The sequence below is a fragment of the Candidatus Methylobacter oryzae genome (genome assembly GCF_003994235.2).
In the GTDB taxonomy this organism is placed as follows: Bacteria; Pseudomonadota; Gammaproteobacteria; order Methylococcales; family Methylomonadaceae; genus Methylobacter_A; species Methylobacter_A oryzae.
This window is the reverse complement of record NZ_RYFG02000121.1, coordinates 57,811-73,787: the sequence shown is the minus strand read 5'-3', so window position 1 is coordinate 73,787 and position 15,977 is coordinate 57,811. Positions and strand designations below refer to the sequence as shown.

The 15,977-nt window shown below is 48.6% G+C and carries 14 protein-coding genes and 1 tRNA gene; 7 read left to right on the top strand and 8 right to left on the bottom strand.

All coding sequences use genetic code 11. The features are described from left to right. Positions 1 to 409 precede the first annotated feature (409 nt). The 3 genes from EKO24_RS21050 to EKO24_RS21040 are packed head-to-tail and all read left to right on the top strand — an operon-like array spanning position 410 to position 1,903. Positions 410 to 721: a rhodanese-like domain-containing protein gene (locus tag EKO24_RS21050; protein ID WP_127028673.1), complete on the top strand. Its 312-nt coding sequence runs from the start codon at positions 410 to 412 to the stop codon at positions 719 to 721. Continuing rightward, positions 718 to 1,173, top strand: coding sequence for an ankyrin repeat domain-containing protein (locus EKO24_RS21045; RefSeq protein ID WP_241674748.1), 456 nt, complete (start codon positions 718 to 720; stop codon positions 1,171 to 1,173). The genes EKO24_RS21050 and EKO24_RS21045 overlap by 4 nt, the downstream gene beginning before the upstream one ends. A gap of 1 nt (position 1,174) precedes the next feature. After that, positions 1,175 to 1,903 (top strand): dinitrogenase iron-molybdenum cofactor biosynthesis protein, encoded by a 729-nt coding sequence (locus EKO24_RS21040; protein WP_127028674.1) that lies wholly within the window; start codon positions 1,175 to 1,177, stop codon positions 1,901 to 1,903. Positions 1,904 to 1,989: 86 nt separating this feature from the next. Here the strand turns inward: EKO24_RS21040 and trxC are convergent, their stop codons facing one another. Continuing rightward, positions 1,990 to 2,421: a thioredoxin TrxC gene (trxC, locus tag EKO24_RS21035; protein ID WP_127028675.1), complete on the bottom strand. Its 432-nt coding sequence runs from the start codon at positions 2,419 to 2,421 to the stop codon at positions 1,990 to 1,992. A gap of 299 nt (positions 2,422 to 2,720) precedes the next feature. Between trxC and EKO24_RS21030 the strand changes: the two genes are divergently transcribed. Both EKO24_RS21030 and EKO24_RS21025 read left to right on the top strand, forming a co-directional pair. After that, a tRNA-Leu gene (locus EKO24_RS21030) sits at positions 2,721 to 2,807 on the top strand. 439 nt (positions 2,808 to 3,246) lie between these two features. Beyond that, positions 3,247 to 3,654 (top strand): PilZ domain-containing protein, encoded by a 408-nt coding sequence (locus tag EKO24_RS21025; protein WP_127028676.1) that lies wholly within the window; start codon positions 3,247 to 3,249, stop codon positions 3,652 to 3,654. A 105-nt stretch (positions 3,655 to 3,759) separates the two neighbouring features. Here the strand turns inward: EKO24_RS21025 and EKO24_RS21020 are convergent, their stop codons facing one another. From EKO24_RS21020 to EKO24_RS21010, 4 genes are all read right to left on the bottom strand, one after another. After that, positions 3,760 to 4,194 (bottom strand): hypothetical protein, encoded by a 435-nt coding sequence (locus EKO24_RS21020; protein ID WP_127028677.1) that lies wholly within the window; start codon positions 4,192 to 4,194, stop codon positions 3,760 to 3,762. Further along, entirely contained in the window at positions 4,191 to 4,319 is a 129-nt protein-coding gene (locus EKO24_RS23450; RefSeq protein ID WP_277752520.1) for a hypothetical protein, read from the bottom strand. Before EKO24_RS23450 ends, EKO24_RS21020 begins: the two co-directional genes overlap by 4 nt. 745 nt (positions 4,320 to 5,064) lie before the next feature. Then, positions 5,065 to 6,594, bottom strand: a complete 1,530-nt coding sequence (locus EKO24_RS21015) for a GTPase family protein (RefSeq protein WP_127028678.1) — start codon at positions 6,592 to 6,594, stop codon at positions 5,065 to 5,067. After that, positions 6,591 to 7,787 carry a YcjF family protein gene (locus tag EKO24_RS21010; RefSeq protein ID WP_127028679.1) on the bottom strand — a complete coding sequence of 399 codons (1,197 nt, stop codon included), beginning with the start codon at positions 7,785 to 7,787 and terminating at the stop codon, positions 6,591 to 6,593. The genes EKO24_RS21015 and EKO24_RS21010 overlap by 4 nt, the downstream gene beginning before the upstream one ends. A gap of 783 nt (positions 7,788 to 8,570) precedes the next feature. Between EKO24_RS21010 and EKO24_RS21005 the strand changes: the two genes are divergently transcribed. Together EKO24_RS21005 and EKO24_RS21000 are read left to right on the top strand one after the other, a co-directional pair. Beyond that, entirely contained in the window at positions 8,571 to 8,888 is a 318-nt protein-coding gene (locus EKO24_RS21005) for a DUF5132 domain-containing protein (protein ID WP_161990641.1), read from the top strand. After that, a complete protein-coding gene (locus EKO24_RS21000; RefSeq protein WP_127028681.1) occupies positions 8,885 to 9,385 on the top strand; it encodes an HMA2 domain-containing protein in 501 nt (166 codons plus the stop codon). Before EKO24_RS21005 ends, EKO24_RS21000 begins: the two co-directional genes overlap by 4 nt. 111 nt (positions 9,386 to 9,496) lie before the next feature. On the opposite strand, the gene metK is transcribed toward EKO24_RS21000, so the two are convergent. From metK to EKO24_RS20985, 3 genes are all read right to left on the bottom strand, one after another. Further along, positions 9,497 to 10,681, bottom strand: a complete 1,185-nt coding sequence (gene metK, locus EKO24_RS20995; RefSeq protein ID WP_127028682.1) for a methionine adenosyltransferase — start codon at positions 10,679 to 10,681, stop codon at positions 9,497 to 9,499. 206 nt (positions 10,682 to 10,887) lie between these two features. After that, positions 10,888 to 13,920: a cation-translocating P-type ATPase gene (locus EKO24_RS20990; RefSeq protein WP_241674746.1), complete on the bottom strand. Its 3,033-nt coding sequence runs from the start codon at positions 13,918 to 13,920 to the stop codon at positions 10,888 to 10,890. A gap of 33 nt (positions 13,921 to 13,953) precedes the next feature. Then, complete coding sequence (locus EKO24_RS20985; RefSeq protein ID WP_206667324.1) at positions 13,954 to 14,952, bottom strand: sodium:calcium antiporter; 999 nt, start codon at positions 14,950 to 14,952, stop codon at positions 13,954 to 13,956. Positions 14,953 to 15,977: the final 1,025 nt, after the last annotated feature.

The following is a 15,977-nucleotide window of genomic DNA, read 5'->3' as shown; positions in this document are numbered from 1 at the left end:
CAAATCATTGCGTTTGGTGCAGACATTATATTTGTTAACCCGGATAAACAGCCGCAACACCTTAAAATACGAAACAAACAAACATTGGCATTATTACTGCATATCTATTTATATGATTGAAATTCGTTTGCAGAGCCTTTCCTGAGCGTTGTACCTTCAGCGTCCTATATTCTCGACTAGGGCGCTTTTTTTTGCCTGAAATTCCCCCTCAACACCAGAAAACACGGGACATTTAAGATTATGGCAAATAACTTGCTTGATGAGTTCATATAGCTTCTATACGCCTGTTAACGTTAAGAAATAGAGCTACTCGTTACATTTAACAGCAACAAAACCTGTTTCTTTGTTGGTTTTCTTACAATCTTTAGCCTGTTGAGGAAATGACTTTTTAAAGTCATTTAACACGACCATGAAAAAATACAAAACCATTTCCGTTGCCGACTCCGAACAACTGATTAAAGAGTCCAAACCTATGATCCTGGACTGTAGGGATATGAAAGATTACAAAGCCGGACATTTGGAAGATGCGCTGCACGTTCATGAAGGCTTAAAAGATTCATTGGTTAAACGCGGCGATAAGCAACGCAGCCTGTTGATTTATTGTTATTACGGTCATGCCAGCGAACATTTGGCCGAATTTTTTAGCGATTTCGGCTTTAAAGATGTTTACAGCCTGGAAGGCGGTTATTCCGTCTGGAAAGAAAAACATCAGCCGGCATGATGAATGCTGAAATACGAAACTGGTTACAAAACAATTATTTTTCTGTCGCCCAACCGGTTTTAAAGAACAACGACGGCATTTACCCGCTAATTTTAGCCAGTCAACAAGGTCGCATTGATGTCGTCCGTTTTTTGATCGAACAAAACGCTACGCTGGATGTAATGGATCAATACGGCAATAACGCATTATGGGCTGCTTGTTATGCCGATAGTTGCGACTGTATCGAAGCGCTGATCCGTGCCGGCATCGACATTAATTATCAAAACTCCGCCTCCGGCGCTACGGCTTTGATTTTTGCGGCTTCCAGCGGCAGGGAAAAAGTTGTCGAACAACTACTGGCAGCCGGTGCCGATCCGGAACTTAAAACGCACGACGATTTCACTGCGTTGGACTTAGCCTCCACCTTAAAAATACTCAAATTATTATCCAAGCTTGTTAAATCAGGAGATTAAAATGGAAGCATTGCCCCGAGAACTCGCCTTACGCATTGCCTTAGCTTCACGTATTTTGCCTGGTATTGACGTACCCAGGCTGCTGGAGATACTACACGAGCGGGTAGGTTCGCCCTTAGACGATGAGAAATTAAAGTCCATCACCGTTACCAATCTTAAAACCGGTTTAGGCAGTTTGGACGGCGAAGAAGACGGCGAGGATATAGGCATCGGCCTTGCCAACATCAAACTGGCCGTGCGCTACCTATGGGGCGATGAGGCGGAAGACGAAGACCTACCGGAAATCATGCCTTATAAAGACGGCGATATGCCCGATTCTATCCGTGTCGCGATAGGCTCAAACAGCGGCGCGCTGATAAACGGCCATTTCGGTTCCTGCATACGGTTTTTGGTTTATCAATTATCGCGCGACGATTACCGGCTGGTCGATATACGCTCGACTATCGAAGCCGACAGCAGCGATGACAGGAACTTGTTTCGCGCCAATTTGATCAAGGATTGCCATGTGATGTTCGTGCAATCGATTGGCGGTCCGGCCGCGGCTAAAGTGATACGCGCCGATATTTACCCAATCAAGATTCCCGATGTGACTGAAGCGGTAGATCAATTAAAAGAATTTCAAAAAGTATTCGATGCGCCACCGCCATGGTTCGCTAAAGCATTGGGGCGCTCTGCTGAAGAACGCGTCAGGTTTACTCATGACGAAATTTATCCAGACTTGGCCAATTGACGCAGCAAGTAGCAGGATGCTCTGCCCTGCTAACGTTGGGTTGCCGAATTCTTAAAGGAGCTAAAAGTCAGCAAAGCTAATCGTGCTCAAACATTGCTTTTGACCCAGCGGATAATATCCGCCGGGCTCATTGCCCCGGATACACGTGCTATCTCACGACCCGATTTAAATATTATCAGCGTAGGAATACTGCGAATATTAAATTGAGCGGCAACGCCCTGCTCCTGCTCGGTATTGAGTTTGGCCAAGCGTACATGAGGCTCAAGTGATGCAGCCGCTTGGGCATAAGCGGGCGCCATCATCTTGCATGGTCCACACCAGGGCGCCCAGAAATCAACAACAACGGGAATTTCATTTCGTGTAATGTGCTGATGAAAATCTCTACCGGTTAATTCCAAAGGATGTGCAATAAATAAAGCCTCTTTGCATTGACCGCAACGAGGATGCTGGCTTAATCGTTCGGAAGCAATACGATTTACAGCATGACAGTGGGGGCAGACGATGTGCAATGTACTCATGGAATGGCCTTATTGTTAATAATTCAGTTACTAAAAATATGAGGTCATCAATGCCAAAACTCAACTTTTAAATCAATCCGATAGTCTATTTATCTACCCAATAGCCCCGTCTTCATCATAATCATGAAATTCATCACCAACAAATAATTGTCTGGCTCGTTTGGCAGGTTTTTCTAATTAAAATTATTCAAGCCAGCATCGTCATACTTAGCATCCAAGCAAAACCTCAAATTAAAATTGCTAATCGCTTAAAAAAAACTAGCATTTTTAATAAACATTAATTATACTATCATTTCTTTGCCGGGGTGGCGGAACTGGTAGACGCGCCGGATTCAAAATCCGGTGATGGTGACATCGTGCCGGTTCGATTCCGGCCCTCGGTACCAAATATTGGTTCAGAGCCGTGCAAAGAACTGCAAAACCCGCAAGCCGAAAGGCTTAGCGGGTTTTTTATTGCCTGTAATAATTGTTTCGTTTTAATGAAAAGAAAAACTTTGGCATTTAGAACTTACCTTAAAATCCGAAAATCAATAGTCAAACATTCCGCCAAAGTTCGTATTCAATCCGAAAAATCAATGCCATGCTTCTGTCAACATTTGCTACTTGTCCAGCCGGCTCCAAGAGTCCGTAAGTTATTTCACTTGGCGCTTTCTTTTCATTACCTGGCAGCATAAGGATGAATACAGTAACAGTCGACAATTTATGTACTAAGCTTTACATTTACTTTTAGCAGTTAACTCATGACTTAAAGAAATACTAACGAATGTAACCTTACGCGATACATCTGGAAACGTACGGAAGCAAAGTAAAAGTATCAGGTGAATTATGAATAATAACAATAGAAGAGCAAGCAGGTTCCCAACCACTGCGGATGTGGAGTTCGATATTCATGCAATGAAAACGGTCACTGTAAAATACAGTGGCGGCTCACTGGTTGAAGAGACCATCGGCATTCAAGCAATTACCGGGATTGGTGTTGCATTAAACCTTAGCACTACCGGGCTTAAATTCACCACGCAAGAACCTATTGAGCTAAATACACAATTGCGCTGCTTCATTTACATGAAAAAAGGCAACAGGATTGTGAAACTTCGCTGCGAAGGCCCAGTAGTCCGGGTATCGCAATGTCAACATGGTTTTACGGTTAACCCGGACGATCCGGAAATGGTGACAATCCAAGAATGCGGAAATTGTTGGGAAATAGCAATTTCATTCACAACCCTAGATTGGTAATAACTGCTGCTTCGTGCCACTTGAGAATTGTAACCCCTCGTCAATGCGCAATTTAGTTAAAAGATGCCTAGATGAATAAGTTTTCCAACAATTTTTTAAATTGTCCTATTGGGGATCCGCTCCCACCACCTGGCAACTGCCCTTAACGGCCAAAGTAAATGCACAAGGTGCATCATCGTTTACTTGGCGATCCAATCGAGCTGAGCAACCGGCATCTTCCATAATCGCTCTGCTACCGTCTTTACTGCACAACAACAATACCGCGTACGCTTTTTGATAACGCGCTTTCAGCAAATAAGGCTCAAATTCGGGACCCAACAGGCTGCGATCATGACGAATTGCATTTTCCAAAAGAACATCGCCGCTATCGACGGGTTCCTCGGGCAGTTCGGCGAAATATCTGTCTACCACTGAACTTAGTTTTACCATCTTGGCAGCCAGACGTTCGCGCTCACCTGCATCGGGTGCGCCTGTAATATAAGCACACCCCTCTATAAGCAGGGCAATAGCAAGACTAATCAATAACCGGTGTTTCTTCATAGTCTTTGCCCGAGTAAATTATGTGGATGTTTTTCACCGTTATCGGCATCAAAACCCCAATCCGCCAGATTATCCCCACCAGACATAGTATTTTCTCCTTTTAATGCAACAACCAATTCAGTCATTGTATGTTTCTTTATCCGCATTACCTTAGACCTAAAGTTATTTCTTAAATCAATTGCTCGTGCATGACATAAATATCCGGTATCGACCAGTTAGCCGGGATAAGTTGTATCATTTTGAGAATTAAAGCAGCCAAAGCTGGATCCAGTTTCGGACTTCTGAAATTGGTATATGGGAAATTGCGCTCTATATACCTGACTGAGCCGCCAGTTAGAACAGACAGTGTGGTTTATCTCGATACTTTATCTCAAACCACACCTTGTGTATGCCAGCCAAAGATTATTTATTTGTAAGCTTTTTACTCATACAGAATATTAAGAGTAACAAGCCGGCAATAAAAATGCTTCCGTCTCAGTTTATTTCAATAACCGAAAATTTCTGAAGCGCTTGTTACCGAAGCAGTTACCCCGCTACTTGAAAGCGAGTTCCTTAGCAGTTTTTTAGACACGCGGTAATTATTAACTGATGTTACGCATACAGATGATAAATAAAGCGTAGTCCACAAAGATAGTTAACCCCCATCGTTATAGACAGCTTGTCTGCGGGCAGTCGTCATAACAACCGTCCTTGATTTAATTTTAAGCAAGAAGCCTGCCGTTAGGCAGACCTTCCAGTTTTTTTAAACCTGGAAGGTCTAAGGCACCGTTTCGAATAGACAAAAACGTTAATAAAGGCCGGATAGACACGGTCGGCGAGAAATCATAATCGCAAAGAGAACGTCATTTTTATTACCTTACTGATGTTACTTTAAACAGACGATTTGCTAAAAACGCTAAAGCCTTTCTTGGCAATAAACTGCCCTGCCCCTTTAGATTGCCGCCAAAGCCTGCGCCAATAATCTTCTTTATGATAGGCTTTAAGACAGCGCAGATAACGCACCTGCCGGGCTTGGTCGAGCTGCTGAAAAATAGCCGGCATCAACCCTTCTTCAACATTATATTCAAAGCCCGGTTTTAAATTAACCGGTGCGATCTGTTCGCCATTTAAACCTAATTCTGCCGTTACCACGTCCATCATCTGCCTGATTGCCTGGGCTTTTGCCGAATCAGGCTTGATAACATCATAAGGCGGCGCCCACTCCCTGGCAGGCCGCAGCAGGTCGATATGCGTCAATGCCACCACCACGGGCGGTAAATTGCTCCGGTCTCTGGCGGCAAAACACTGCTGAATGGCTTGCAGCATTTTCTTATCGGGATCGCGCGCAACATTGGTTGCGGAAATCACTAGAATAATAATGTCGCTACGGACGATTTCTTCGGATATTTTGGCAATAGAATCCCGGTAATCGCCGCCGTAACCCTCGCAGTCCAATATAATCACAGATTCCAAGCCCGGATGTTCAAACAGGTACGACGCAAAACCTTCCGTAGTGGGAATCACATTGGTTTCGGCTTTCTGCGCACCCAGCAACACATTGATCAAACTGGACTTGCCGGCATTGGTCTGGCCCAGCACTAAAATCCGGAGCGGTTCCGCAGACGTTGCCGTTTCCCTGTGCTTGATTCCGTCCAATTCCTGTTGAGACCGTTGCGTCGCATTGGCAAACAAACTGTCGTCCAAAACCATGCTGCCGCTATAAAGTTCAATCGCATAGTAGCCGATTTTCTTGATGTAAGCGTCTATAAGCCAGCGTTTCAAGTCATCGGCAGAATGCGACAACAAACTGTCGGTGGCGAGTATCCTAAGCTCGCGAACCATCGCCGAAACCGGGTCCAAGCCGGCCGATACGATACGGAACAGGCGATAGAGCTCGCGCCCGCGATTCGCCAAGCGGTGACTGGCGACAATATCGTTTACCGAGAACATATGGCTGCCGGGCACATTCTCGGCAAGTCCGACACGTAATTCCTGCGCCAGCTTCTCGATAACCTTCAGTAAATAAGGCAACTTAATTTCCATCAACGCATCCTTACGATTCGGATAATACTGCTCAGCGACAGCCCGCATTACTTCAAGCAGGGTCTGCATATAAAATTCCGAAGAAGCCAGATCGGGATCGCTGTTTCTGTACGATGCGGAAATTCGCTCAATTTCTTCGCACGCCTGCTTGCTTTGAGCATTTTTTTCGACCGCCGGCGAAATATCCAGCAATTCCAGATCCAAGCGCTTCAAACGTTGATTAATCAGCCACCAAAGCGCGCCCAACACAGCCGAAAACGCCAACCATAAAATCAATAACTGATGCAGCCATAACCAATAAAAGCCTGCTGCGAGAGGGATGCTGAACGGAACCATTATGACTAATAAATGTATTGTCCAGCGTGTTTTCATTTTCATTCCAGCACCTTTTGCTGAATTTCATTCACGTAATCCTTCAACATCAACCGCCCCATTTCAAACTGTTCCTTGTAAATGACCCGAAACACTTCGCCGGACAACCTGTTGCCGCTATGCAAACTTTCAAAATAAATTGTCAGCGTCTTGCCTAATGCATAAGTAGTTGCAGCAGTCAACGCGGAAGACACGGCCGAACCATAGACAGGAATCAACTTGATTAACTCGCGGCGGCCGATATTGGTTAATAGCGTAATGCCGAGCGAACTACTGATTTCAGCCCAGTTTTCCCGGTCCAGCTTGTAATTGTAAATCGACGCAATGGTCTGGAACATTTTGGCCTGAATCAGCGTCACCAGCGGTACATCGACAAAAGGGACAGGCACGGCTCCGGCCGCGCCGGAAGTCAGCGCATAAGCAATAATATGGGGATGGGCTGCTTTACTATAGACATCGTGCAGCTCCCGGCGAACTTCCTTCATGCCGTGAAGCACCATGGCGATACCGTGCGGCAATGCAATCTCCAGGCTACGCCATAACGCTTCCAACCCATAATTGACCGCTTGGTAGCCGTCCTCCGGCAACGTAAAATCAAGCGGGACAAATTGAGTGGCTATACCCTTGAATAACTTTCGTTGTTCAAGCAAAGACCGGCGCAAATCATCGGGAACCGTTTTAGGCCAATCTTCGCTATCGAACGGATAAGGACTTAAATGCTCGAAAGCCGGATCGGGATAACCTTCGTGCAAGGCCGTTTGCGCAACAATAACCGGCCAATCGGGTTTGGCTTTATGAATCGTTCGAATCGCCTCCATCACAGCCTGCTGGGAATGATCCATCGCTTTCATAACCACGATCAACACGTGAGCCTGTTCGCTGAAAGCCTCGATATCTTCATCCGGTTCATAATCCACCTCGCCCAATCCCCGCGTATCCAGAAAGTGCATGATGCAATCCTGGGAATCGGGAAAATCATAAATGAGTGAATTTCTAGTACAAGCCTGCATACCGTTCCCTATCCGGGCACGGTCGTCTCCGGTCAAGGCTCTGATAATAGACGTTTTTCCGGATTGAGTCTTTCCCAGCAACCAAAAAACCGGTGTCGGCATAAACGATTTGATCGCTTCAAGACGCTTGCGAAGCTCCTCATCATCGAGACGAGGCGTGAAAACGGTTGAGTAAATTCTTTTCCACATAGAGGAAACCTCAAGCTTTTGAGAAATATTTTCCATGCTTTATACACTTTTTGAATGGCACCAGTCGAATGCGCGCGCCAATCTTGGCATATTGTTAATACTACAACCTCCTGCTCAATGGATTTAGAGTATTTCTTTGTTAGTTAACTGATGTTACTCAGCGTCCACGAAGTACACGACAGGCGCGAAAAAATAGCAACCGTCGATTGCTCGCCGACCGTGTCTATCCGGCCTTTATTAACGTTTTCGTCTATTCGAAACGGTGCCTTAGATCTTCCAGGTTTAAAAAAACAGGAAGATCTGCCTAGCGGCAGGCTTCTTGCTCAACCTTAAATCAAGGACGGTTGTTATGACGACTGCCGGCAGACAAGTTGTCTATAACGATGGGGTTTAACTATCTTCGCGCCTTTCGTGGACGACGCTTTATTTATCATCTGTATGCGTAACATCAGTTAGTTAAGTAGCCGCCAGCGCAACGGTTATTTGAATCGCGTTCCTCACTTTCACCGTGCGTTGCCGATTTGTCCCGGCGAAAGCTCCGGTCTCGGCGCGGCAAACGGGAGAAGCACGCCCCGCGCATAACACCAGTCAACAATCATTTCTCACACTATTTTCTTTCATCCTGCATCCCACCGAATCAAAGCATTTTAATGCCGCATGCGTGCAACTACTTATTGACGGAACCCGGCATATATAACAATGTGGAGTCCCAATAAAATCCTCAACAAGCGAAAAGTTTTCTATCAGAAACCGCCACTCTATAATTTCCGAGGAGAACTCAACATGGCTAAATTAGATGACTTTGTTAAGAGCGGCACCCCTTTGGGAATCGTCATCGGCATTGGCGCCACGGTCGTAGCCGCAACTTTTATTCCAATATTACCGGCACTTGCCAGGGCCGCGCGCCCTACTGTCCGCGCTGTCATCAAATCCGGCATAGTGTTCACAGCACGGGCGCAAGAATTAATAGCCGAAACCAACGAACAACTTGAAGATATTTTTGCCGAAGCCAGGGACGAACTGATAAAAGAAAGCGAAATCGAACTGGCCGAAGAATCTGCCGAACGCCATGGCCAATCAGCCCATAAAGAGGATGTATGAGCAAGCATCCTTCCGCATACGTTAAGCATCAATTGCCTGGGCGCGTGAGGTTGAAAATTCCGCAAAAAAAAGGCGACGCGGATTATTTTGCCCGCATTGCAAAATCATTCTCCAAATTCCCCGGCATCACGCAACTTCAATTTAACCCTAACTCAGGAACTATTTTGATTCGCCATGACGAGGCCAAAGCTCAATTGGGCAATATTTCCGAATTCGCGCAAACAAACGGCCTGTTTAACATAGCCGAACCTCCGCCGGAGAAGACTTTCTCGATCCCCCATCAACCTATAGCCACACTGACTTCAACGCGCCTGAATCGTTTGGATCAATCGCTGATGGAGCTTAGCGAAGGCCTGATCGATAGCCGTTCTTTATTTTTATTGATATTAACCGGGTTGGCCGTTCACCAGATAGCCAGGGGCAAAATCATGACGCCTGCGGCCAGCCTGCTTTGGGGAGCCGTTGAATTATTGAGAGAAGAGAGCATTGCCAGGTAGAGTGCGGACTGTACAGTATCGTCTTAGACCTTCCAGGTTTTACGACTGCCATGGATGGCGGGAGCGGCTCCAGTAAAAACCTGGAAGGTCTGCCTATCTGATAACTATTATTCAACAAGCAAGCAAGCCTGCCTTGTCGGTTCTCTCCCACGGCAATCCATCAGCGCCAAAGTGACCGTTGGCCGGCAATTTTTGATAAAAAGCACCGCAGTGGCTTTGAGTAAGTTCCTGTAATTTTAAATCCCTGATAATAGCTCCCAGGCGGAAATCAAAATGGCGGAGCAATCTCTTGCGTATCTCCATGTCATCGATAACGCCTGTCCCTTTTGTCGTCAAACAGACGCTGACCGGCCCCGGAAAACCAATGCTATAACTGAGCTGGACTTCGCATTGTTCCGCCAACCCCGCCGCGACGATATTTTTAGCCGCGTAACGGGCCGCATAAGCCCCAGCCCTATCGATACGCGACGGCCCTTTGCCGCTCAAGGCCGCTCCGCAATGCCGGGCAAAACTTCCGTAAGTATCGCTATCGGTCTTGCGTCCGGTCATGCCCGAATGCGTAGCCGGGCCGCTACGCCGATAAGGGCCGTTCGGATTAATCGTAATGCGGGTCAAATTGTCCGGCTTGATCGGCGCATTTTTAAACACAGGATTAATCACATAATGCCGTAGGTCTTCCTCGATGCGTGCAAAACCGGGCGGCGAGCCGGTATCTTCGCAACCGATAACGAGGGTGATACTATCGATCCGGCTCGGCCCATCATTCACGAACTCGACGCCGACTTGCGAAGTACAATCCGGCGACAAGTACGCAATATCGGCGTCGCGCCGGGTTTGAGATAATTGCCGCGCCAAACGGTTCGCCAAACTGATCGGCAACGGCATTAATTCGGGGGTATGGCGACAAGCATAACCGAACACCGTCGTTTGATGGGCAACGCTGATCCGGTCTATTTGGTCATCCTCAAGGTCTGCAAAAACGATGTCCCTGGGACTTTTCGTTTGTTCTATATGACTGCTCACAACGGTACATTCCGCCGCATCGAAATCCTCAGGCCGGTAACCGACGCCTTTGATCACGGTACGCGCCAGCTCCGGCATATCGACAATCGCCTCGCTGGCAAACCGTGCGGCAAGAAACAGCACGTTTTTTGACAGCGCGCACTCCGCGGTAATCGCGGAAGTCTGGTCCTGCCGGAGAAAACCGTCGACAATCGCATCGCTGATCGTATCGCAAAGACGGTCGGGATGGCCTTCGGTAACGGATTGAGAGGTAAAAACAAAGTCAGTGATCATTTTTGATTCCCCTGAATAAAGCTATGTGCGCGGTAATTCATTAACAGACATTGATAGGCTAGTAAATAAAGAGAACACGGATGACACGGATAGTACGGATTTACACGGATTTTTAATCCAAGCCAAGTTAAATCAGCGATGATCCGTTTAATCCGTGTCGTCCGTCGACTGCATGGATGCAGGAGCAATTGCCGAATTCCATTTCTCTATGTGCTTAGACCTATATTTTTATTGATCCCTTTTATCGCCTCGTTAACCAGCAGCGGCAATCCGGCGCCTGCCAGGATCGCAATCATATCGGCAGCCGTTATCGGCCCCAGCCTTAACAGCCCGCGCAACGGCGGCCAAGCCGCCGCCAGCGCCTGCATCAATGCCGACAAGCCGATTGCGCTATCGAGATAACGGTTAGCGGGACGGCTCTTTGCATCGAAAATAGAACTATGCTCGGACCGGCATCGATAAGCATGAAGCAGTTGCGCAAATGTCAGCGACATAAAAGCATGGGTGCCGGCATTTTGTCCGGGACCGTAGCGCAGGCGGCTGTAGCCGTAAACACCCAAGGCTCCGGCCGTGATGATGCTTGATTCCCGGATCAGTTTGGCATAATCGCTTCGGCTTACAATCGCGGCATTCGGATCGCGCGGCGGCCGTTTCAGCACGTCGGCTTCGGGCGGGTCAAGCGCCAAAGCCAAAGCCGGAAAAATGTCTGTTATTAAATTAATCCACAACAGTTGCATCGGATTCAGAATTTCGGCCCCGCCCAATACCACGCTAACCAGCATCACTTCGATTTCGCTCAGATTCGTCGACAACAGAAAATGCAGGCTTTTACCGATATTGTCGTAGATCGCCCTACCCTCGCGTATCGCCGTGACCATGGTTTGCAAATCGTCGTCCGCCAGAATCACATCGGCTACCGAGCGCGCCACATCGGTGCCTTTTTCGCCCAGCGTGACGCCAATATTGGCGGCTTTGAGCGCCGGACCGTCGTTGACGCCGTCGCCGGTCATCGCAACAACCTTACCGCTTCGCTGCAATGCTTCGACAATGCGCAACTTATGCGCCGGACTGACGCGGGAAAAAATCGCCGCCTGCCCCACTAAACCGGCCAGCACCGAAGGATCCAATTTTTCCAGATGACCTGAATCGATGATTTCCAACGATTTACCCTGAACGCCGTTTAAGCCCAGCCTTTTGCCGACCGAATAAGCAGTCGAGCTTTGATCGCCGGTAATCATTACTGTTTCAATGCCGGCCTGATGAAACTCGGCGACCAGCTCTGCCATGCCCGGACGGAGTACGTCTTCCATGCCGACCAGTCCCAGCCAGGTCAATTCCCGCCGCTTGCAGCCGTCGGCCTCGCCGGAAATGCAATACGCGACGCCCAGAACGCGCAACGCATCGGCGCCCAGTCTTTCGTTCCCGGTTAGAACCGTTTTACGTCGATCCTCGGATAAATCTTCCACGCGCCCGTCAATACTGCATTTTTGGCAAAGCTCTAGCACTTCGGCAGGACTGCCTTTCACAGCCGAGAAAAATCGCCCGTCCGCCAACGCATGAACGCTGATCATATAAGGACGGTCTTCGGCGCGATAATCCACTTTGAGCGGCGGACGATCTTTTCTTAAGAACTGAACGTCTTCGCCGGCATCAATCGCTACCTGCAACAATGCTTTTTCGGTAGGTGAGCCGGTTTCTTTCTCGGCCAGCGTTGCTTCATTGCAAAGCACCAACACTTCCATCATCGGCTGCAATGCCCCGTCAATCCGGTAAGGATCGATTTTGGCGTTGCCGTGATAAAAACCTTGAGGCTTGACTTTAATATCGGCATGCAAGGTTTGCAGCGTCACGACGCTCATCTGGTTTAAAGTCAGCGTACCGGTTTTATCGAGACAGATAACCTGCACAGAACCCAGATTTTCAACCGCAGGCAATTGGCGGATCAGCACTTTCCGGCGTTTCATCTCCCTGATGCCGAGCGCGAGCGTCGTGGTCGCAACAGCCGGCAGTCCTTCCGGCACCGCGGCCACCGCCAACGAAATAGCCGACATCAACATTTGCGTCAACGGGCGGCCCCGCAACAGGCCGATAGCGAACACCGATACGCAAATCCCGGAACTGAGTAAAGCCAACTGTCTGCCCATGTCATCGATTTGCTTTTGCATCGGCGTTTCCGGCGCTTTCGCTTCTCCGACCAATTGCTGGATTTTGCCGATCTCAGTATAACGTCCGGTCGCAACGGCTATCGCCCGGCCGTCGCCTCCGCTCACCGTCGTGCCCATGTAAACCATGTTTTGCCGATCGCCTAAAGCGGTCCCTTCTTCGCCCAAGTATTCATGATTCTTAGCGACCGGCAGGCTCTCGCCGGTCAGCGGCGATTCGTCGACGGTCAAGCGGTGGCTGGCTAATAAGCGGGCATCGGCCGGAATATAAGCACCAGGTGACAGCACCAGCAGGTCGCCGGGCGCGACGTCCGGCAGCGGAATTTCCTGCGTCTTGCCGTCGCGAATTACGATTGCGCTTTCCGGAGTCAACTGTCCGAGCGCATTAATGGTTTTTTCGGCCGTTCTTTCGGTCACATAACCGATAACCGAATTGACCATCACCACCGACACGATAACGGCCGTGTCCGCAACGCCGCCGGTAGCCAGTGAAACCGCGGCCGATACGCCCAGCATCGCGACCGGCGCCGACATGAATTGTGCCAAGAATATTTGCCAGGAAGAGCGCCGGGCTTGCTCGGACAACACGTTAGCGCCGTACTGAGACAGCCTTTGCGCGGCCATTTCTTCAGTCAGGCCTTGCTTGCTACCTTGCAAAAAATCGACGACGCGGGTTCCGGAAAGCGTATGCCATAAGCGTAACGGCTGCTCTTGATATTGCGTAGCTTCGGGTCTTCGCCGTTTTCGCGGCACTCGCTTTCTCGTAGGGCGATCGATACTTTCAATATCGCTAACCAACGGCAAGCCCAATTCCTGTTCGAGCAGCCGGGCAATATGCTGCGGCATTTCGCCGGTATCCAGGGACGCCGCATATTCAACCAGCAAATTGCTGGTTAAGGTGTTGGCGTGCGCGAGCCTGATTCCGTCCCGGCCGGCTAATCTCGACTCCAGGTTCGCGCACAGACGCTCATTCCGGTACAAACCGGGCACTTTGACGCGGATTCGCCCGGCAACCCGGTCGTGAACGATCTGTAGATAATTTTGCGCGTTGTTGTGTTGCGTAGCGGCGTTCATCATTGTTGACCTTCAATAATAAACTTGAGCTGTCTATCAGGCCGCCCGGCCATTGATAAACAGGAAATACGAATTGATCAAAAGCAGCGACAGCAGCATCCAGCTGATCCAGCCTACCATTTTCAATAGCCGCTTTTCAGGGCGAAAAAACAGGCCGGTAATCGCGAAACCGGTCATGATTAACGAGGTCATCACCGAGACAGCATGAACCGGCGCTATCTTCGAGAACAGCGGCCCCGGCTTGTAGACAACGTCTTCTATTGCAAGAATCGCCATATTGAACAGGTTGCTGCCGAAGATATTGCCGATTGCCATATCCAGAGCATCAATTCTGACCGCCGTTACTGCAACGATGATTTCCGGAAGCGTGGTGATAAAAGCAACCAGCAGCGTACCGACGAAACTTTCCTGCCAGTGCATCAGAGAAGCAGCTTCCTTGGCGATCAGCGGTAAGAATATGCCGGTGACGATAACGACTACAGCGGCGGCGACGTATCGAGCAATAACGACACCCAGCGACAGGCCCGGATAAGCGTCGGGCTCTTGTTCGGTGTATTCCTTGACTTGGCGGCTCTCGTAATTAAAAACCGTATAAACCGAAACCAAGTACAGTACCAATATCACTAGGCTAAAGATCCCAATATGACCGAGCGCAGGTTCTTCCCTGTTTAACGCCAGATTCATGCTCAGCCCGCTAAAACCGATCATCACAATCCCGAACGCGGCCGAGAGAATATGCCCTTGGCTGGCTGAAGAGAAAACCGAGCCTTGGCGATACAACAAATCCAAAATCACGATGATAGCCAGGTTAAAAATGCAGGCGCCGAAAATAGCCCCCACCGCTAGATCGGGTGCATCCGCTAAAGTGACGGCGCTGAGCCCGTTCGCCAAGTCAGGCATCGACGTGACAATGCCTATCAACAAAAAGCCTATCCAATTGCCGCCCAAGCCGGTCTTGTCGGCAATAGCGTCGCCGTAAACGGTCAATCTGACGCCGGCATAGCCCACCAGCAACAGGCAGGCTAAGAACTGCAACCAGACAACAACGACATCGTTAATGATAATGACCTCCTTCGGAAATCACATCCTGTGGCTAATGGCGCTATTCCGGGAATCAAAGTGTAAGTTTTGCTATGTTCGCTGATGATAATTTTGCATGTTGATTTCCAGAATAACTGCGAGTACCGCGGATTATCAGGTGTCATTGCGAGCTGTTTTAGCAATTGTTCAGGGGAATGAAAGAGGAGATACAACGATTAATGCGTTAAATCGAAAGCTGCTAATTTGTTTCCCTCTTATGAAATCAAGATACCTTTACCTTGTCTCAATACACAATAGGTATAACTGCTTAAAGGAACGGCGTTGTCGAAGGCCGTATTGCTTTTGCGATGCGCAAACGAGCGAGAAAGATCGTTAACGTTTTTTACCTTAACGCTGTTGACTCAGGCAATTAGGGCAAAACCGCCGTTCACTCCCTACAAACTCGCGATTACAGTCGTTTGGCCGATTTTCATAACAGACAATACAGCGATTTAAGCGCCGCTGGTAACGGCAGTAAGCCCATACGACCAAACGGTTAAGACGATCAAATTGAGTTTTGTTTTCTATAGGCCGTGTATATTGTTCAACTTGTAAGACTGCATAAAGATGACGAGCTTGATTGATTAAAGTGTCATTATCCATTTCTGAATTCTCAAGTTGTTGAATATTTAAACTTTAATATTCTGCCGGACAACGGGAGTGCAAGCTGTGCTTGCTCCGGCAGGCACAACTCACGCTCCTTACCTAGATAATCCACAGGGATGGGCCGCGATTGCTCCAGGCAATCTTGCGGCATTCCCACCATCCTTGGCAGTCAGCCGCGATTGCTCCAGGCAATCTTGCGGCATTCCCACCATCCTTCGTACAGTTTTCCCGCACACGGCTTTCCTGCTGTCTTCTTCCTACTGCATTACGACGGCACAACGCGTGCATACCGACTCCTTTCATCTCCGGTTACCGATGGCTGTATAACTTAATAATCATAGAGCCAGGACGGCGGGTGTAGTGGTCCTAGCATA